Source organism: Mesorhizobium sp. WSM4833 (assembly GCF_055811095.1).
This window is the reverse complement of record NZ_JBVVQG010000017.1, coordinates 19,193-37,578: the sequence shown is the minus strand read 5'-3', so window position 1 is coordinate 37,578 and position 18,386 is coordinate 19,193. Positions and strand designations below refer to the sequence as shown.

General features: G+C 63.7%; 20 protein-coding genes and 1 pseudogene. 11 read left to right on the top strand and 10 right to left on the bottom strand.

Going from position 1 to position 18,386, the window contains the following annotated elements; genetic code table 11:
- Nucleotides 1-39: 39 nt before the first annotated feature.
- Together AC0L2D_RS26845 and AC0L2D_RS26840 are read left to right on the top strand one after the other, a co-directional pair.
- The gene (locus AC0L2D_RS26845; RefSeq protein WP_473543210.1) at nucleotides 40-639 is read left to right on the top strand and encodes a F0F1 ATP synthase subunit B; all 600 of its coding nucleotides are present in this window, start codon (nucleotides 40-42) and stop codon (nucleotides 637-639) included.
- Between the two features lie 10 nt (nucleotides 640-649).
- On the top strand, nucleotides 650-1,141 hold the full coding sequence (locus AC0L2D_RS26840) for a F0F1 ATP synthase subunit B (protein ID WP_013532841.1): 492 nt from the start codon (nucleotides 650-652) through the stop codon (nucleotides 1,139-1,141).
- Between the two features lie 274 nt (nucleotides 1,142-1,415).
- Here the strand turns inward: AC0L2D_RS26840 and AC0L2D_RS26835 are convergent, their stop codons facing one another.
- Nucleotides 1,416-2,117 (bottom strand): ribonuclease HII, encoded by a 702-nt coding sequence (locus AC0L2D_RS26835; protein ID WP_027164182.1) that lies wholly within the window; start codon nucleotides 2,115-2,117, stop codon nucleotides 1,416-1,418.
- A 152-nt stretch (nucleotides 2,118-2,269) separates the two neighbouring features.
- Entirely contained in the window at nucleotides 2,270-3,424 is a 1,155-nt protein-coding gene (locus AC0L2D_RS26830) for a PA0069 family radical SAM protein (RefSeq protein ID WP_023808673.1), read from the bottom strand.
- 148 nt (nucleotides 3,425-3,572) lie between these two features.
- On the opposite strand from AC0L2D_RS26830, the gene AC0L2D_RS26825 reads away from it, so the two are divergent.
- Nucleotides 3,573-4,097 carry a glycosyltransferase gene (locus AC0L2D_RS26825; RefSeq protein ID WP_063167649.1) on the top strand — a complete coding sequence of 175 codons (525 nt, stop codon included), beginning with the start codon at nucleotides 3,573-3,575 and terminating at the stop codon, nucleotides 4,095-4,097.
- A gap of 143 nt (nucleotides 4,098-4,240) precedes the next feature.
- Nucleotides 4,241-5,215 (top strand): hypothetical protein, encoded by a 975-nt coding sequence (locus tag AC0L2D_RS26820; protein WP_127368987.1) that lies wholly within the window; start codon nucleotides 4,241-4,243, stop codon nucleotides 5,213-5,215.
- Between the two features lie 20 nt (nucleotides 5,216-5,235).
- On the opposite strand, the gene moaB is transcribed toward AC0L2D_RS26820, so the two are convergent.
- The 6 genes from moaB to AC0L2D_RS26790 form a co-directional block, all read right to left on the bottom strand.
- On the bottom strand, nucleotides 5,236-5,790 hold the full coding sequence (gene moaB, locus AC0L2D_RS26815; protein ID WP_013532836.1) for a molybdenum cofactor biosynthesis protein B: 555 nt from the start codon (nucleotides 5,788-5,790) through the stop codon (nucleotides 5,236-5,238).
- The gene (locus AC0L2D_RS26810; RefSeq protein ID WP_127371055.1) at nucleotides 5,777-6,676 is read right to left on the bottom strand and encodes a 4-(cytidine 5'-diphospho)-2-C-methyl-D-erythritol kinase; all 900 of its coding nucleotides are present in this window, start codon (nucleotides 6,674-6,676) and stop codon (nucleotides 5,777-5,779) included. The genes moaB and AC0L2D_RS26810 overlap by 14 nt, the downstream gene beginning before the upstream one ends.
- A gap of 20 nt (nucleotides 6,677-6,696) precedes the next feature.
- Nucleotides 6,697-6,882 (bottom strand): membrane protein, encoded by a 186-nt coding sequence (locus AC0L2D_RS26805; protein WP_023808667.1) that lies wholly within the window; start codon nucleotides 6,880-6,882, stop codon nucleotides 6,697-6,699.
- An 83-nt stretch (nucleotides 6,883-6,965) separates the two neighbouring features.
- Nucleotides 6,966-7,829: a S49 family peptidase gene (locus AC0L2D_RS26800; protein WP_063171637.1), complete on the bottom strand. Its 864-nt coding sequence runs from the start codon at nucleotides 7,827-7,829 to the stop codon at nucleotides 6,966-6,968.
- A 79-nt stretch (nucleotides 7,830-7,908) separates the two neighbouring features.
- Nucleotides 7,909-8,709, bottom strand: a complete 801-nt coding sequence (locus tag AC0L2D_RS26795; protein WP_013532832.1) for a tRNA1(Val) (adenine(37)-N6)-methyltransferase — start codon at nucleotides 8,707-8,709, stop codon at nucleotides 7,909-7,911.
- Nucleotides 8,709-8,933 carry a putative signal transducing protein gene (locus AC0L2D_RS26790; RefSeq protein WP_027164177.1) on the bottom strand — a complete coding sequence of 75 codons (225 nt, stop codon included), beginning with the start codon at nucleotides 8,931-8,933 and terminating at the stop codon, nucleotides 8,709-8,711. Before AC0L2D_RS26790 ends, AC0L2D_RS26795 begins: the two co-directional genes overlap by 1 nt.
- 200 nt (nucleotides 8,934-9,133) lie before the next feature.
- Between AC0L2D_RS26790 and AC0L2D_RS26785 the strand changes: the two genes are divergently transcribed.
- The 5 genes from AC0L2D_RS26785 (at nucleotide 9,134) to AC0L2D_RS26765 (ending at nucleotide 14,096) form a co-directional block, all read left to right on the top strand.
- Entirely contained in the window at nucleotides 9,134-10,150 is a 1,017-nt protein-coding gene (locus AC0L2D_RS26785) for a polyprenyl synthetase family protein (RefSeq protein WP_013532830.1), read from the top strand.
- A gap of 105 nt (nucleotides 10,151-10,255) precedes the next feature.
- Nucleotides 10,256-10,924 (top strand): GntR family transcriptional regulator, encoded by a 669-nt coding sequence (locus tag AC0L2D_RS26780; protein WP_127290934.1) that lies wholly within the window; start codon nucleotides 10,256-10,258, stop codon nucleotides 10,922-10,924.
- Between the two features lie 106 nt (nucleotides 10,925-11,030).
- Nucleotides 11,031-11,624 (top strand): biotin transporter BioY, encoded by a 594-nt coding sequence (locus tag AC0L2D_RS26775; RefSeq protein WP_473543205.1) that lies wholly within the window; start codon nucleotides 11,031-11,033, stop codon nucleotides 11,622-11,624.
- A complete protein-coding gene (locus AC0L2D_RS26770; RefSeq protein ID WP_024502643.1) occupies nucleotides 11,621-12,064 on the top strand; it encodes a DUF1284 domain-containing protein in 444 nt (147 codons plus the stop codon). Before AC0L2D_RS26775 ends, AC0L2D_RS26770 begins: the two co-directional genes overlap by 4 nt.
- Before the next feature lie 256 nt (nucleotides 12,065-12,320).
- Nucleotides 12,321-14,096 carry a tetratricopeptide repeat protein gene (locus AC0L2D_RS26765; protein WP_473543203.1) on the top strand — a complete coding sequence of 592 codons (1,776 nt, stop codon included), beginning with the start codon at nucleotides 12,321-12,323 and terminating at the stop codon, nucleotides 14,094-14,096.
- An 81-nt stretch (nucleotides 14,097-14,177) separates the two neighbouring features.
- On the opposite strand, the pseudogene AC0L2D_RS26760 reads toward AC0L2D_RS26765, so the two are convergent.
- A pseudogene (locus AC0L2D_RS26760) lies at nucleotides 14,178-14,640 on the bottom strand (GNAT family N-acetyltransferase).
- 218 nt (nucleotides 14,641-14,858) lie between these two features.
- Here AC0L2D_RS26760 and AC0L2D_RS26755 point away from each other — a divergent pair.
- Nucleotides 14,859-15,779 carry a glycine--tRNA ligase subunit alpha gene (locus tag AC0L2D_RS26755; RefSeq protein ID WP_174299093.1) on the top strand — a complete coding sequence of 307 codons (921 nt, stop codon included), beginning with the start codon at nucleotides 14,859-14,861 and terminating at the stop codon, nucleotides 15,777-15,779.
- 3 nt (nucleotides 15,780-15,782) lie between these two features.
- Here the strand turns inward: AC0L2D_RS26755 and AC0L2D_RS26750 are convergent, their stop codons facing one another.
- A complete protein-coding gene (locus tag AC0L2D_RS26750; protein ID WP_473543201.1) occupies nucleotides 15,783-16,097 on the bottom strand; it encodes a hypothetical protein in 315 nt (104 codons plus the stop codon).
- A gap of 88 nt (nucleotides 16,098-16,185) precedes the next feature.
- On the opposite strand from AC0L2D_RS26750, the gene glyS reads away from it, so the two are divergent.
- Nucleotides 16,186-18,306, top strand: a complete 2,121-nt coding sequence (gene glyS, locus AC0L2D_RS26745; RefSeq protein WP_473543199.1) for a glycine--tRNA ligase subunit beta — start codon at nucleotides 16,186-16,188, stop codon at nucleotides 18,304-18,306.
- Nucleotides 18,307-18,386 lie beyond the last annotated feature (80 nt).

Genomic DNA, 18,386 nt, shown 5'->3' with positions numbered 1-18,386 from the left:
GGCCGCGCAAGCGGCGGGCCTGAATTTCGGGGATAGTCCATGTTCGTGACATCTGCCTTTGCGCAAGAGTCCGCGCCATCAGCCGATACCAGCCACGCTGCGACGGAAGGCGACACGCATTCCGGCACCAGCGTGCCTGCTGAAGCGCATGGCACGTTTCCGCCATTCGATCCGGCGACGTTCCCGTCGCAGCTTCTGTGGCTGGCTATCACCTTCGGGCTGTTCTATCTCTTCCTGAAGCGGGTGGTGATGCCGCGCGTCGGCGGCATCATCGATGTCCGCAACGATCGCATCACGCAGGACCTCGACCAGGCGGCCAGGTTGAAGGGCGAGGCCGACGCCGCCGTTGCTGCCTACGAGCAGGAACTGGCGGAAGCCAAGACCAAGGCCAACGCGATCGGCCAGCAGGCCAACGACGCTGCCAAGGCCGAGGCCGACACCGCTCGCAAGAAGGTCGAGGCCGCGCTCGACGCGAAGCTTGGCGAAGCCGAAGCCCGCATTTCTTCCATCAAGGCCAATGCCATGAAGGAAGTCGGCAGCATCGCCGAGGACACCGCTTCGGCGATCGTCGAGGCTCTGGTTGGCGGCAAGGCCAGCAAGGCCGAGATCGCGGCCGCGGTCAAATCCGTGGCCTGGTGAGGAGCGCATCATGGATTACACATCTCTCGCGACGCTCTGGGCCACGATAGCCCTGATCATCTTCCTTGGCGTTGCCGTCTACATCAAGGTGCCTGGCATGATCGCCAAGGCGCTCGACGCCCGTGCCGCCAGGATCAGCAATGAACTGGACGAAGCGCGCCGGCTGCGCGAGGAGGCCCAGCAGCTGCTCGGCCAGTACCAGCGCAAGCGCAAGGAAGCCGAGCAGGAGGCCGCCGACATCGTCGCTGCCGCCAAGCGCGAAGCCGACATGCTTGCCGCCGACGCGCATAAGAAGACCGAGGACTATGTCGTCAGGCGCACCGCGCTTGCCGAACAGAAGATCGGTCAGGCCGAGCGTGATGCCATCAGCGAAGTGCGCGCCAGCGCCGTCGACATCGCCGTCGAGGCAGCACGCGCGCTGCTTGCCGGCAAGATCGACGCCAAGGCCGGTGCAGATCTGTTCAAGGCTTCGCTCGCGGACGTGAAGTCGAAGCTGAATTAGGCGGTTCGTCTAGCCAGTCATCGAAAGCCGCCCGGGCAACCCGGCGGCTTTTTTGTTGCGGCGCTGAAGCTGCCAATCTCCCCCCTCGTGGGGGAGATGCCCGGCAGGGCAGAGGGGGGCGTGAAGGAACGCTAACCTTTGTTGTCCTAAGGTCTATCGGGACAAGCCTGAGGGCATAACTGCAATCGATTGAGAGGCCGGCGGGACAGCGCCCCCCTCTCTCCTACCGGACATCTCCCCCACAAGGGGGAGATTGGCTTGTCGTCGTCGTCGCTCAATCCAGCCCGGCGAAGCTCTCTTCTTCCACCACGTCCACCTCGGCCCCACCCAGCCGGAATGGCGCAAACGACACGCGGTGCAGCCGCGCCACCGGGCCATGCGCTTCGATCGCGGTGCGATGGCGAACCGTGGCGTAGCCCATATGGACTTCGAACCCGTAGCGGTCGTGATGGTTGCCGCAGCCGCACATCATGCGGTCGCGCATCACCTTGGCGACGATCGAGGCGGCGGCGATCGACTGCGAACGCTGGTCGCCCTTGATCAGCGCGCGCCCTTCACAAGGCAGTCCCGGCGGCACGTCGCGTCCATCGGCAAGCGCAAGCTTCGGCCGGACCGACAGCCCTACCAGCGCGCGCCGCATGGCTTCCAGGCTTGCCTTGAGGATGTTGCTGCCGTCGATGCCCTCGGCGCTGATGGAGGCCATCGAGACCGCCTGTGCGGAGCCGAGAATGCGCAGGAACAGGGCCTCACGCTGCAAATGGCTGAGGCGTTTGGAATCGTCGAGGCCGTCGGGAATGTTGGCGGGATCGAGCACCACCGCTGCGGCGACCACCGGCCCGGCCAGGGGGCCGCGGCCTGCCTCGTCCATCCCGGCGACCGGCCACAGGCCCTCCGCCATCGCCTTCGTCTCGAAGGAGAAGTCGGGCTTCTCGATGATCTCAAAGAGAGGCGGAGAATCAGAACGCGCGCGAGCCATGTTGCGGCGAGGTTCGCATCGGCTCCGATTCTCCGCAAGTCCCTCCGGGTCGGGTGGGGCGCCGGACCGGGAGGGCACCGTCTGCAGGCCGGGGCAGGCCGGACGGGATTCTTGGTGCGCGACGGATCAAACCATCGCGACGAATTGTCTCTTCAAAGCAGCGTCAGTTGCACCTGGTCTTTCCCGGCGGCAACGAACTGATCGGTCCGCAGCGTGCGCCGTTCGGCATTGAGACCAAGCCGCTTGGCTGTGATCTCGAAGCGCCGGCCGATCTGCCAGGCATAGGGACCGGCGCCCTTCATGCGCTTGCCCCATTCCGAATCGTAGTCCTTGCCGTCACGCATGGAGCGGACCAGCGACATCACATGGCGGTAACGGTCGGGATAATGGCGCAGCAGCCAGTCCTTGAAGATCGGGCTGACCTCCAGCGGCAGCCGCAGGATCACATAACCCGCCTCGCGCGCGCCGGCCGCACGTGCCGAATCGAGGATGCGTTCCATCTCCGGATCGGTCAGGCCCGGAATGATCGGCGCCACCATGACCGACGCCGGAATGCCGGCATCCGAAAGCTGCCGGATCGCTTCCAGCCGCTTGGTCGGTGTCGACGCGCGCGGCTCCATGGTGCGCGCCAGCATGCGGTCGAGCGTCGTCACCGACAGCGCCACCTTGGCTAGCCCGCGTTCGGCCATGCGCGACAGGATATCGATATCGCGCGTCACCAGGGCGGACTTTGTCACGATGCCGACCGGATGGCCGCGCGCTTCCAGCACTTCGAGGATTTCGCGCATGATCCGGTATTGCTTCTCGATCGGCTGGTAGGGGTCGGTGTTGGTGCCGATGGCGATGGTGCGCGGCTGATAGCTGTCCTTCGAAAGCTCCTTGTCGAGCAAGCGCGCCGCATCAGGTTTGGCGAACAGCTTCGATTCGAAATCCAGACCCGGCGACAGGCCCATGAACGCGTGCGTCGGGCGGGCAAAGCAGTAGACGCAGCCATGCTCGCAGCCGCGATAAGGGTTGATGGAACGGTCGAAGGAAATGTCGGGCGATTCGTTGCGGGTGATGATGGTGCGCGGCTTCTCGACCTGCACTTCGGTCTTGAAGGGGGGCAGTTCTTCCAGCGAATTCCAGCCATCGTCGAACACGTGCCGGCTGACTGGCTCGAATCGGCCGGACGGGTTGATGCCGGCCGACCTGCCGCGGTTGCGGTCCGGGCGGACACGCATGCCGCTCTGCTCGACCATCGCATTGGCCATCTCGGCTCTTCCTGCTCCGAAAGCTGCAATGTCGGCGCGCACGATCTGTTCCATTTTCGCCCGATCCCAGGGACTGTCCGTGTTGTGTCGAATCGCTCTGTTCATGAAATTATTCCTATTTCATCGACGAGAACAAAGCAAGAACTTTCTATGTGCGATGCAAAACTGGCGCTGTGCGGCGCTTTCCGCTATTCGGCTAAGGATGCTCAGTGTTCTCATCGAAACCCGCAATGACGAGGAGGGCCTCGCCCGCACGCTCGCCTCGCTGATTGGCGGCGCGGTCGAAGGCGTGGTGCGTGAAGTTATCGTCTGCGACACAGGCTCCGCCGACCAGACGCATCGTGTGGCCGAGCATGCCGGCTGTCAGTACGTGACCGGCGGTGTCGCTGCCGGCATCCGCCAGGCCAAGGGGGATTGGTTGCTGCTCCTGGAACCGGGCGCGCGGTTGGTGGAGGGCTGGATCGATGAGGTTGTCGCGCATACGGCCAGGCAGACCATGGCGGCACGGTTTTCGCGCACGCGGGCCAGCCGCACGCCATTCCTGGCACGGGTCTTTTCGGGAAACCGCGCCCTGGCCGACGGATTGCTGATCAGCAAGCGTCAGGCGGCGGCCGCGGCCAAGAGTGCCGGCAGTGCTGAGGCCATCGCCCGCGGCCTCGCAACGAAGCGGCTCGACGCCGAGATCTGGATGGCGCCCGCCAAGCAGGAACGCCGCTCCTCGACATGATTTTTTGCAGCTGCTCAGGCCATTGTGCATTGCACAAAATCTGACGCGGGGTTAGCTTCCGTTCAAGCGGGAATTGGGTTTGGGACATGCCGAGTGGCGAGCACCGATGCGGCATCGGTGGTGCTCTCATAGCCGAGGACCCAATGAAGCTTTCAACCCCCGACACATCCGGCGCGGCCAGTCTCGAGGCTATTGCGCGCGACGGCAGTCTGTTGCGACGCATCGCGGTGCGCATTCCCACCTATCTCAAGGACCTGCGCGAAAACCCCGCCTGGCTGCCGATGTTCGTGCTGGCGCGCACAATGCCTGGACGCCGCATGCATTGGCTGGGCGCAAAACGCGCCCGCCCGGTCGCCAATGCCGGGGATACGATGTTTGCCGGTGTCGAACGGGGAGCGGTCGTCGATGCGTTGCGCTCCGACGGGCTGTTCTCAGGCTTGGTCCTGCCGCCTGATATCCATGAAGAGATCGCCGACTTCGCCGGGCGCACGCCTTGCTTCGGCAATTTCGACCGCCGTCTCGAATTCATGCCGGGGGAACATGCCGAGGCCGAGAAACGCCTTGGCCGCTCGCTGCTCAGCGGGCATTTTTTCGAGCGCATCCTCGACTGCCCGGCGGCGCTTGCCATCCAGCGCGATCCGCTGCTTCTGGATATTGCCGCGCACTATCTCGGCGGCCAGGCAAAACTGATCACGACGCGCGTCTGGTGGAGTTTTCCAACCGGTGCCGCTTCGGATGCCGACAAGAACCTCGCCTCGCTCGGCAAGTATCATTTCGACCTCGATGATTGGCGCATGCTGAAATTCTTCTTCTACCTCAAGCCGGTCGACACCGACACCGGTCCGCATGTCTATGTCAGGGGCAGCCACAAGCGCCGCAGCCTCAAGCACCAGCTCACGCTTCTGGTTGGCCACCCCGCGCAACAGGTCCTGGATGTCTATGGCGAGCAGAGCCCGGTGACGCTGACCGGCGAGGCCGGTCTCGGTTTCGTCGAGGACCCTTTTGGCTTCCATATGGGCACCGTGCCGGCACGCACGCCGCGACTGATGATGGAAGTCGGCTTCGGCGTCTCGCCGCCGTCGCGCCGGCGGTTTCATGGCGAGCCGGTCATCCGCTGAGAGCGACGCTTGCCTCGGCTTTACGGAGCTGATTTGCCGCGCCGCAAATGCTCGTCCAGGCGCGGCATGATCTCGACGAAGTTGCACGGCATATGCCGGTAGTCGAGCTGTGCCTTCAGGATGCCGTCCCACGCGTCCTTGCAGGCGCCTGGCGAACCCGGCAGCACGAAGACGAAGGTGGCGTTGACGATGCCGCCGGTCGCCCGGCTCTGGATCGTCGAGGTGCCGATCTTGTCGTAGGAGATCCGGTGGAACACTTCCGAAAAGCCATCCATGCGCTTTTCGAAGATCGGCTCCAGCGCGTCCGGCGTCACGTCACGGCCGGTGAAACCGGTGCCGCCGGTGGTGATGACGACATCGATATTCTTGTCCCGCGACCACGCCAGAACCGTGTCGCGGATTTTTTCCCGATCGTCGGTGACGATATCGCGGGCCGCCAGCATATGGCCGGCCTCGGTGATGCGGTCGGCCAGCGTCTGGCCGGATTTGTCGTCGGCGAGGCTGCGCGTATCTGAAACGGTCAGCACCGCGATGCGCACGGGAATGAAGGAGCGGCTCTCGTCAATTCTGGCCATCCGATCCCTCCGATGCGATGCTGCGCGTCGCCGCGACGAACCAGTCGGGCTGGCGGCCGCGGATTTCGGCGGCGGCGCGCTTGGCGACATTGCCGGTCTCGAACAGGCCGAAGCAGGTGGCGCCGGACCCGGACATCCGTGAAAAACCCGATCCGGCCTTGTTCAGCCAGGAAAGCGCCCTGCCGATAGCCGGCTGCATCGCCAGCGCGGCGGGCTCGAGATCGTTGCGGGTGATCTCCAGCCAGTTGCGCAGGCTATGAAAATCGATGCTGCGCGGCAGCGGCGGCAAGGCCTCGTTGTCGCGCCGGGAAAGCGCCGCAAAGACGTCCGCCGTCGAGACCGGGGTGCCCGGATTGACCAGCACCAGGCCAAGCGCCGAAAAATCCGGCACCATCGACAGTTCATCTCCGATGCCGCGCGCGACCAGCGGCTTTGCCGCCAGGCACATCGGCACATCGGCGCCGAGCGAAATGCCGATCCGCGCCAGCTCTGCGCCGTCTATATCCAGGCCCCATGTCTCCACCAGCCCGCGCAGCACGGTCGCCGCGTCGCTCGAACCGCCGCCGACGCCGGAGGCGACCGGCAGGTTCTTTTCCAGCCGGATAGCGACCGGCGGTGTTCTCTCGTGCCCGACCGCCTGTCGCAGGGCATCGCGCGCCCTAGGCACCAGATTGCTGGCGTCGAGAGGAACGGCCGGGGCGTAGCGGCCGGACACGGTAAATTCATCGATGTCGGCGGGCGCGATTTCGATCCTGTCGCCAAACCGCGTGAACACCGCCAGGCTTTCGATCAGATGATAGCCGTCAGGGCGCCTGCCGGTGACATGCAGCGCAAGATTGATCTTGGCGTGCGCGTGCCAGCTACGCGACCCGATGTCGGTGTCCACAATGGTCTGCGAAATGGTGCTCAGTCCTTGGCCAGCCGGTACTCGCCGGTCTTCGGGTCCTTGACCAGCGTTCCGATCGCGCCGTTGGCCGTCTGCTTTTCGGTACGCCGCACCTTGGCGGTCACGCGTTCGGCTTCGCGGATGAAGGTGCGGTAGCCGAAATAGGCGGCGACGCCAACGACGGCGAAGAAAATGATCTGCGGCATACCAAAACTCCTCCCACGCTGGGCCGGCGAAGGTGGCCGGTCGGGTCGGTTAAACTCTCATGCTAGACGCTTTTGCCGGGTTTTCAAAGCTCGAAGCGAGACCACAATGCGCGCTCTTCCGCCGCATCGATCAGGCCGCTGGCGGCAGCGCCTGCGATATCGGGCGCTGAAAAGCCCTTGCTTGAGCCAAACAGGCCGAAGCGGCTGAGGAAACCGCGCGGTGTCGTGATCAGCCTGAGCTGGGTTTTCGCCCCGAAACGGGTCTTGAGCACCGTGCGCATGTCGCCGAGCGCATCGACCAGGCCGAGTTCAAGGCCCTTGATGCCGGTCCAGAACAGGCCGGTGAACAGGTCCGGGTCGTCTTTCAGTTTCGCGCCGCGCCGCTCCTTGACGAGGTCGATGAACGTGCCGTGCACCTCGAGCTGCAGCGCCTTCAGCCGCTCGACATCTTCCTTTTTCTCGGGCTTGAACGGGTCGAGCACCGCCTTGTTCTGGCCGGCGGTGTGGACGCGTCGCTCGATGCCGATCTTCTTCATCAGTTCCGGGAAGCCGAACGAAGCCGAGACCACGCCGATCGACCCGACGATGGAGGATGGGTCGGCGAAGATCTCATCACCGGCAACCGCGATCATGTAGCCACCCGACGCCGCCACGTCTTCGACGAAGACCAGCACCTTTCTGTTCTTTTCCGTGGCCAGGTCACGGATGCGCTTGAAGATCAGCCGCGACTGCACCGGCGAGCCGCCGGGCGAATTGATCGAGATGGCGACTGCCGGGGCGTCGTAGGAAAACGCCTTCTCAATGAGGCCAGCGGTGGAGGCCAGCGACAGGCTCGGCCGGAACTGGCCACCGCCTGCCATGATGGTGCCGTGCAGCCGGATGACCGGAATGGTGACGACGGTGGAGCGCCAGGATTTCGGCAGCAGGCGGTTGATAAGGCGTTTCACGAGGGCGCGGTCTCCGGTCGATAGGTTGCAGGCATGTAGGGATTTCCCGGCCAACGGCAATGTGGCCAGGCAGAATAGCTCAATCTCCGAACAGCGAGGCGAGGCCGTTGGTAATCATTTCGCTGCGCTCGTCAGGGCCGTTGCCTGATTGCGCGTGCAGCATCAGGGGCGGGCGGATGGCAAGCTTTCCCCGTGCCCCGAGCGCTGCCCGCACAACGATGCGGATTGCCGCGGCGTCTGGGCGAGGGTGGACGGCGAGCATTTCGGCATCGCCGAAGCGCCCTGCGATCGCATCGAGAATGGCGCCGAGCTGTTCGGGGCGGGCGATCACGGCAAGCCCGCCGCGCGGCCTGACCACCGCCGCCGCACTGCGGATCCAGCTCTCGAACACCCCGTCCTCCATGACATGGGCCTCTTTTCTGAGGCGATCGGGGGAGGCGCGGTCCCGGGGAGCGTTGAAGGGCGGGTTCATGATGACGAAGTCGAAATCATTGTCGGCGAGGCCGGCGGCCGCCCGCGCCCGGCCCGATACGGTGACATCGGCGACCAGCACGGAGGCGCGATCGCTCAGATGGGCATTGCCGGGATGGGCAAGGGTGGCTGCCGCGAAGGCCGCCATTTCCGGCGCGCGTTCGACAAGCACCGCCTCGGCGGCCGGGCAGCGCGACAGCACCGCCAGGCCGGCGGCCCCGGCACCGGCACCGAAATCGGCGAGACGACCGGCAAGGGAGGACGGCACGGATGCCGCCAGCATCATCGCATCCATGCCGGCGCGATGACCGCCTTGCTTGGGCTGCACCAGCCAGAATCGGCCGCGATGGAAAGCGTCGACCGTATGGGCCGGCGTGTCCGGGACAAGGGCGGCGGGCGCGGCGGACATTATCTTCCGCGGATTTCGTTGGCGATGCCGGCATCCCTGAGGATGCGCCGTGCCGCGTCGGCCTGGTCGGCGTCGACCATGACGCGCTTCTGCAAAAGACCGATCGACCCTTCGAGAATGCTCATATTCTGGTCGGCGACAAAGCAGGCAATGCCGGCGTCGCGCATCAGCGATTCGACAAAGGAAATGATCACGGCATCGTTGGTGCGGACTAGTTCTATCATCGTATGAAACTCGCAGTTTGCGCTATTGATGTAAACGGGCAGGGGATTCCGGGGCAGAGCCGTTCCCTTGGGGTCGTTGACATTCTGTCGCCGCCGCCGCGCCAATTCGCCACTTGCCGAGCCCATGTCCGCCGCCCTAGAGTCCATACAGGGACTAAGGGTGCCGTCGCACGCTCTATACCAAGACGGGAGTGATTGTCGTGGGTGTCGTTCTCAACATCGAAAACGGGAAGCGGGAGCCCGCCTCCATCAAGGATCTGATCGATCTGACTGCCGCCGATATGGGGCGCGTCAATGAATTGATCCTGTCCAAGGCCGGCTCCGACGTCGAGATGATCCCGGAGGTCGCCAACCATCTGATCTCGTCCGGCGGCAAACGGCTGCGGCCGATGCTGACGCTGGCCGCAGCCCAGATGTTCGGCTATGCCGGCGAGGGCCACGTCAAGCTCGCCACCTCCGTCGAATTCATGCACACCGCGACGCTTCTGCACGACGATGTCGTCGACGAGAGCGGCATGCGCCGCGGCAAGAAGACCGCCCGCATGATCTGGGGCAACCAGGCAAGCGTGCTGGTCGGCGACTTCCTGCTCGGCCAGGCTTTCCGCATGATGGTCGATGTCGGCTCGCTCGAAGCGCTCGATATCCTGTCGAGTGCGGCCTCGATCATCGCCGAGGGCGAGGTCATGCAGCTTGCCGCCGCCAAGAACCTCGAAACCACCGAGGACGAGCATTTCGCCGTCATCAAGGCCAAGACCGCCGCACTTTTTTCGGCTGCTGCCGAGGTCGGCCCGGTCATCGCCCAGGCGACGCGCAACGATCGCGCCGCGCTGCGCTCCTATGGCATGAATCTCGGCCTGGCCTTCCAGCTGATCGACGACGCGCTGGACTATGGCGGCACCAGCAAGGATCTGGGCAAGAATGTCGGCGACGATTTCCGCGAGGGCAAGGTGACGCTTCCGGTCATTCTCGCCTATCGGCGCGGCACCAAGGCCGAGCGCACCTTCTGGAAGCGCGCCATCGAGGACAATGTCGCCGATGACGCCGGCCTGGAAAAGGCGACCGGCCTGATGACCCGCCACGGCGCCATTGCCGACACGATCGGGCGTGCCCGCCATTTCGGCGAGATTGCCCGCGACGCGCTGGCGCCGCTCGAAGCGACGCCGCAGAAATCGGCGCTGATCGACGTCATCGATTTCTGCATCAGCCGGGTCAACTAAAGGCTGGTCTTTCGCGACGCTACCTCTGGCCTGCGCTAAGACGAAGATTAGGAATTCGGTCCCGCCGTCTCGACAAGCCGCACCGCCGCAAATTATCTATAAAACATGGCAAAGGGCACAGACGACACCATCGCGGTGCGCATCAGCAAGGTTCTGGCGGACCGCATCATCTCGGGCGCGATCGAGCCGGGGGCCAGGCTTCGGCAGGATCATATCGCCGAGGAATTCCAAACTAGCCATGTTCCGGTGCGCGAGGCCTTCCGCCGCCTCGAGGCGCAAGGGCTGGCCATCGGCGAGCCGCGCCGCGGCGTGCGTGTCGCGTCTTTCGATCTGGGCGAGGTCAAGGAAGTCGCCGAAATGCGCGCCGCCCTTGAAGTGCTGGCGCTGCGTCACGCCGCGCCGCATCTGACATCGGCCATTCTCGATCTCGCCGAGGAGGCGACCAAGGCCGGCGACAAGTCCCGCGATGTCAGGTCCTGGGAGGAAGCCAACCGCGCCTTCCACCGCTTGATCCTGTCGCCATGCGGCATGCCGCGCCTGCTCGCCACCATCGACGACCTGCACGCGGCAAGCGCCCGTTTCCTGTTCGCGGCATGGCGTTCGGAGTGGGAGACGCGCACCGATCAGGACCATCGCGCGATCCTCACCGCCTTGCGGCAGGGAAACACCGAATCGGCGGCCGTCACACTGGGGCGGCACGTCCAATGGATTGGCCGCAAGCCGGTAAGGACGGCCTCAGGGACCACGCGCGAAGCCTTCGCCATCGTAGGCTAGACGGCCTCTGCCAAGCCAGGGCTTGCAATCTCCAGGGAAGTGTGGATTCGATAATAGATCGAAAACAGAAATTATCTATAATTTGCAATCGATCGAAGGAATCCAAATGACAGACGTCGCATTCTCGTCCAGCAAGCCGTCGTTCAGCCCGCTCCGGCTCCAGGATCGTTCCCTTGCCTGGCAGGTCGGAGCCGTCGTGCTCGGCACCCTGTTCCTGGCGCTGTCGTCCTACATCGAAGTGCCGATGGTGCCGGTCCCGGTGACTATGCAGACCTTCGCGGTGACACTGATCGGCGCGCTCTATGGCTGGCGGCTTGGCGCGCTCACCATCGCCGCCTGGCTGGTCGAGGGTGCGGTCGGCTTTCCCGTTCTGTCCGGAGGGGCAGCGGGTGCGGCGCATTTCGTCGGGCCGACGGCTGGCTATCTCTTCGCCTTCCCGCTTGTCGGCGCCCTCGTCGGCTGGCTGGCCGAACGCGGCTGGAACGGCAAAAGGGTGATGCTTGCCTTCGTCGCCATGCTGCTTGGCAACCTTGCCTGCCTTGTGCTGGGCACAGCATGGCTTGCCGTCATGATTGGAGCCGAACAGGCCGTTACCTTCGGCTTCCTGCCGTTCATCGTCGGCGGCTTGCTCAAGTCGGCGCTGGGTGCCGCGACCCTCATGGCCCTTCCCGGCGGCAAGGCCAAGCTGGTCAATCCGTGACGATCAGGCTGCGCGCCCATCACCTCCTTTGCCTGCTCACCTATGTGGGCAAAGGATACAGCCCCGCCTTCACCGCCAATTATGATCGCGTCGCGGAGCGCCTGAGCCGGGGCGAGGACATCCTCCTCGTTTCCGGCCCGGACGATGTCTGCGCCCCGTTGCTTGATGAGCTGGAACCGCACTGCCTCAACGAGAGTGTCGTCGAGCGGGACCGGCTCGCCACGCAGGATGTGGGCGAGTTGCTGGCGCGGCCAATCCGCGTCGGCGCCCGTCTTGATCTCGATGCTGCGATGCTGGGCCGGATGCGGCAGGCCTTTTCGGCTGGCCGTGTACGCAAGGCCTGCGGCGGCTGCGAATGGAACGAACTGTGCAGCACGATAGCGGCCGGCGGCTACGGCGACACGCTGGTGCAACGGTCTGCCTCGCCAGGCGAGGGCTGATATTGGCCCGAGCCTTAGCGGTCGAAGCGGAGCCTCAGCGTCGAATCTGTGATATATTCGGCGCCGCGTAGGGCCATGGCCGAAATCCCAAGAGCGGAAACTGGTGCCTGTCGCCATGATTTGTTAATCGGGTGCCCGGATTGTGAATTCGAGGCGGATTGAAGCGCGACCCCAAAAAGGCCATGCTTTGCCTGGAAAGATCGAGTCTACGCCGATCCCGCTGACGCGGAGATGGCGCCTGGCTGAAAGGGATACGATGCGGCAAGGACGTGCGCGCTGGCTGACAAGGCTGGCAATTGTGACAGGCATGGCGATCTCGGCTTTGCCGGCCTATGCCAAGCAAACCACCGAACCGGTCAAGATCACGTCGTTTTCGGGCGCCTATCTGGCAGCCCGGATCGCCGAAGGCGATAACGACCTCGACAGCGCCATCGCCTACTACAAGCAAGCATTGGCCTTCGACCCGAGCGACACCGGCCTGCAGCAGAGCCTGATGCTGTCGCTGATCGCGCAAGGGCGCTTCGACGAATCCCTGGTCTATGCCGACAAGCTCAAGGAAGTGCCTGACGTCGAGCGTTTCTCTCGGCTGGCGCTCGCCGTCGATTCTTTCCACAAGAAGGATTTCACCAAGGCGCAGTACTGGCTCAAGCTGTCGCTGGAATCCGATCTCGACCGGCTGATCTCCGGGGTGATGTCCGGCTGGGCGCAGCAAGGCGCCGGCGAGCCTGCCGATGCGATGGCGTCAATCGACAAGCTGCAGGGGCCGGATTGGTTCGGCCTGTTCAAGTCGTTCCACCGCGCCCTGATCGCTGATGCATCCGGCATGCCCGAAAAGGCCGAGGCGATCTACGCCGCGACCATGCAGGATACCGCCGCCGGTGGTGCCGCTCCCGAAACCTGGATGCGCAATGCCCAGGCCTACGCCTCGTTCCTGGCCCGCAAGGGCGACAAGACCAAGGCGCTGTCGGTGCTCGACCAGGCCGAGGCGTTTTCGCCTGGCAAGCTGGAAATCGTCGCCTTGCGCGACCGAATTGCAAAAGGCGACAAGATTGCGCCCCTGGTGGCCGGCTCATCCGATGGCGCCTCCGAAATCCTGCTCGACCTCGCCACCGCGCTCAACCGTGGCGGCGGCGAGCCGTTCGTGCGCCTCTATCTGCAATATGCGCTTGCTTTGAAGCCTGATAGCGACGCTGCCCTTGTGCAACTCGCTGCCGTGTCCGAGCAATTGAAGGACGGCGAAGGCGCCATCGCGCTCTATCGCCGGATTCCCGCCGGTTCGCCGCTGAAGGAGCTTTCGGACCTGCAACTCGGCCTCAACCTTGCCGATCTCGACCGTCACGAAGAAGCGATCACTCATCTGAAGGCTTTCGTCGACGCCCATCCCAATGACATGCGCGCCTATCTGGCGCTCGGTGGCGTCTATTCCTCGAAGGAGGATTTCCGTTCGGCCGCCACACTCTACGACAAGGCTGTCGAGGCGCTGAAGACGCCGACCGCAGCCAACTGGAACATCTTCTACCAGCGCGGCATCGCCTATGAGCGCCTGAAGGAATGGCCCAAGGCCGAGCCGAACTTCCGCAAGGCGCTGGAACTGTTCCCCGACCAGCCGCAGGTGCTGAATTATCTCGGCTATTCCTGGGTCGACATGAACATGAATCTCAAGGAAGGGCTGGCGATGATTCAGAAGGCCGTCGACCTCAGGCCGAGCGACGGTTACATCGTCGATTCGCTGGGTTGGGCCTATTTCCGCCTCGGCAGGTTCGATGACGCGGTGCGCGAAATGGAACGCGCCGTGTCGCTGAAGCCGGAAGATCCGGTTCTCAACGACCACCTGGGCGATGCGTACTGGCGCGTCGGCCGCAAGCTGGAAGCCACCTTCCAGTGGAACCAGGCTCGCGACCTGAAGCCGGATCCCGATGTGCTGGCCAACTTGCAGCAGAAGCTGATGAAGGGCCTGCCGCCGATCGAATCCAACACGGCGCAGGAGACCCCGAAGGTCAAGCCGGAGCCGGTGCCCGCCCCGAAGGGATGAAGTCAGCCATTTGAATTCAACGCAAACGGGGCTCTTTTCAGGGTCCCGTTTTCGTTTGAACCGCGTATCCGGCTGGCTGCCTCAGAAGAGCTTGCGATAGACGACAAAGCCGGAGTGTTCGGCGACCTTGTCGTAAAGCTTCATTGCCGTGTGATTGGTCTCATTGCGTCAGCCAGTATACCCGGCCTGAGCCGGCCGCCCGGGCACGCTCGTAGACGCCCTCGATCAGTGCCCGTCCGATGCCTTTGCCACGCGATGCCTGCGTGGTGAAAAGGTCCTGCAGATAGCAATTGGGCGCGATCGCCGTTGTGCTGCGATGGAAGAGATAATGCACGAGGCCGAAAAGCCGTCCCTCGCTTTCGGCCACCAGCGCGTGGACCGGCTCATAGGCATCGAAGAAACGCGACCATGTCATCTGGGTAATCTCACCCGGCAGGGCCGTTTCGCCCGAGCGGCCATAAAATGCATTGTAGCCGTCCCACAGCGGCAGCCATTGCTCGAAATCCTGTCGCGCAACGGGGCGGATGACGATCGGGCTGGGCATGGCTGAAACCTGTTGTCGTTGCTGCACAGGCGAACAGAGCGCAGGCCCGAGCGATGAGCAATGGGCCAGCCCCTGCAAAGCTTTCAACATTGTCCATAATGTCGGCGCGACCGCATCGTCGTGCTTTGCTTGACGCTTCGCCGCCGTGTCTCTAGGACGTGCCGGCAAGCTAGCCTGTGCTGTCGAGGCCACCCGTGACAATTGAAATCCCCGCCCATATGCATCCCAGCCGCTCGTTCCAGGGGCTGATCCTGACCTTGCACAACTATTGGGCGGCCTACGGCTGCGTCATCCTGCAACCCTACGACATGGAAGTCGGCGCCGGCACTTTTCATCCGGCAACGACGCTGCGCGCGCTCGGCCCGAAACGCTGGAACGCTGCCTATGTCCAGCCCTCGCGCCGCCCCAAGGACGGGCGTTATGGCGAGAACCCGAACCGGCTGCAGCATTATTACCAGTACCAGGTGATCCTGAAGCCGAACCCGCCCAACTTGCAGGAGCTCTATCTCGGCTCGCTGGCGGCGATCGGCGTCGATCCGCTGCTGCACGACATCCGCTTCGTCGAGGATGATTGGGAAAGCCCGACGCTGGGCGCCTGGGGTCTCGGCTGGGAATGCTGGTGCGACGGCATGGAAGTCTCGCAGTTCACCTATTTCCAGCAGGTCTGCGGCATCGAATGCGCACCGGTGGCCGGCGAACTCACCTACGGGCTGGAGCGGCTGGCCATGTATGTGCAGGGCGTCGACAATGTCTACGACCTCAACTTCAACGGCCGGGAAGGCGCCGACAAGGTCACCTATGGCGATGTCTTCCTGCAGGCCGAGCAGGAATATTCGCGCCACAATTTCGAACACGCCAACACGGCGATGCTTCTGCGCCACTTCGAGGACGCCGAGACCGAATGCAAGGCGCTGCTCGATGCCGGCGCGCCGGCATCGAACGACAATCTGCCGATGCACCGCATGGTTTTCCCGGCCTATGATCAGTGCATCAAGGCCAGCCATGTCTTCAACCTGCTTGACGCGCGCGGCGTGATTTCGGTCACCGAACGACAGAGCTACATCCTGCGGGTGCGCAATCTGGCGAAGGCCTGCGGTGAGGCGTTTTTGAAGACGCAGGCGGGTGGCCTGGCGGCCTGAGTCTCAGGCCCGCTTCGTCATCTCGAAGGAAACTTTGATCGGCAATATGTTCTGGCTGCTGGCACCGTCGATTGTGCGCAATGCCTGTCGAACGCCCGGCATCGAGAAGGCACCGTGAGCCTGCGCGGTCAAGCAGGCGCCGAGTGCGAGGATCTGCAGAAGTCTGGATGCCGTTTTCATGGTCGTTGAGCCAAATGTTCCCTGCCTGAGCGTGGGTCGCTTCAGCGCTGCGTTCGGTTCATGGAAATCTTTGATCCAAGGACGGGTGGCGCGGTCTCGTCTCGACAGGATGGCCAAAATTTCTGGAAACGGGTGCAAATCGGCGATCCCCGTGCGGAAAGGGTGACAGCGGCCAGCCGAGTTGCTATGCCCCCGCCCGGACCATTTTGCCGCGTGAGCCCCATCCATGCCTGACCTGCTTCTAGAACTCCGCTCGGAAGAGATTCCCGCCCGCATGCAGCGCAAGGCGGCTGGCGATCTCAGGAAGATGCTGACCGACAGCCTGGTCGAGGCGGGGCTGACCTATGAGGCCGCGCGCGAGTACTGGACGCCGCGGCGGCTGACCCTCGACATCAGGGGTCTCACCGCGCGCTCGAAGGATATAAACGAAGAGATCAAGGGGCCTTCGACATCGGCGCCCGAACAGGCGGTCCAGGGCTTCCTGCGCAAGGCCGGACTTTCCTCGATCGCCGAGGCGCATGTCCATTCCGATCCGAAGAAGGGCGATTTTTATGTCGCCCACATTTCGAAGCCGGGCAGGGCGGCCGAACAGATCATCGCGGACCTGGTGCCTGATATCATCCGCAATTTCCCGTGGCCGAAATCGATGCGCTGGGGGCCGGCCTCGGCCAAGCCCGGTTCATTGCGCTGGGTGCGCCCGCTGCAATCGATCCTGTGCACCTTCGGCCCGGAGACCGAGGAGCCTGTCGTGATCGATTTCGAGATCGACGGCATCCGCTCCGGCAACATCACCTATGGCCACCGTTTTCATGCGCCTGATGCGATCATGGTGCGCCGCTTCGACGACTATGTTTCCAAACTGGAAGCGGCCAAGGTCGTGCTCGATGCCGATCGTCGCAAGGAGATCATCCTTGCCGATGCCCGCAATCTCGCCTTCGCCAACGGGCTCGACCTGGTCGAGGACGAAGGGCTGCTGGAGGAGGTGTCCGGGCTGGTCGAATGGCCTGTCGTGCTGATGGGCGAGTTCGAGGAGGCATTCCTCGCCATTCCAGCCGAAGTGATCCGACTGACCATCCGCGCCAACCAGAAGTGCTTTGTGACACGGCCGCAGGGTGTCGACGACGCGCTTTCCAACCGCTTCATCCTCACCGCCAACATCGAAGCCAGGGATGGCGGCAAGGAGATCGCCCACGGCAACGGCAAGGTGGTGCGCGCCCGTCTGTCCGACGCGCTTTATTTCTGGACGACCGACCAGGGCGATTTGCCTGACCTGGCTGAGCTCGAGGCATCGGCGGAAAAATTCGGGCTTGATCTCAAGAAGCCGCTCGACCAGCGCATGGCCCGCCTCGACCATCTCGGCGTGACTTTCCACGCCAAGCTCGGCACGCAGGGCGAACGGGTGGAGCGGATCAAGCGATTGGCGGAAGAACTGGCTCCGATCGTCGGCGCCGATCCCGCACTCGCGCGCCGCGCTGCCGTCTTGGCCAAGGCAGATCTCACCACTGAAGTCGTCGGCGAGTTCCCGGAACTGCAAGGCGCCATGGGCCGCAAATATGCGCTGCTTCAGGGCGAGCACGCATCGGTCGCCGCTGCAGCGGAGGAACACTACAAGCCGCAAGGCCCGTCCGATCGCGTATCGAGCGATCCGGTTTCGATCACAGTGGCGCTTGCCGATAAGCTCGATACGCTGGTCGGTTTCTGGGCAATCGACGAAAAGCCGACTGGGTCGAAGGATCCCTATGCGCTGCGTAGAGCGGCGCTGGGTGTGGTTAGAATATTGGTCGAGAATGATATTCGACTGGCGCTGGCAGCCATCGTCGGGAAAGCGTCTGACCTTCTGTCCTTCTTCCACGACCGCCTGAAAGTCTACCTCCGCGATCAGGGCGCCCGGCACGATCTCATCGATGCCGTCATCACGCCGCAGTCCGACGACCTCTTGCAGATCGTCCGCCGCGTCGAGGCGCTCGGCGCCTTCCTCGACACCGAGGACGGCAAGAACCTGCTCGCCGGCACCAAGCGCGCGGCCAACATTCTGGCTGCCGAGGAGAAAAAGAAAACGGCGGTCGCCGAAACCGTTGAGCCGGCGCTGTTTCGCGCGGATACCGAGAAATCGCTGTTTGCGGCGGTGAACCAGGCTGAGAAGCAAGCCGGCGAAGCGATTCAAAACGATGATTTTTCCGGCGCCTTGCTGGCGCTTAGCGTGTTGCGCGAGCCGGTTGATTCATTCTTTGAGCATGTTCTTGTAAACGATGAGGATCAGGCGGTGCGTGCCAACCGCCTGGCGCTGCTCGCCCGCATCCGCACGGCCACCGGTCAGGTCGCGGATTTCTCCAGGATCGCAGGTTAAGGCGAAGAAAATATTCTCTGCTACCGGCCGTTCGAGCCGGCTTACAGTCATATGGCGATGATCTCTCCGTGGCAAAAGGG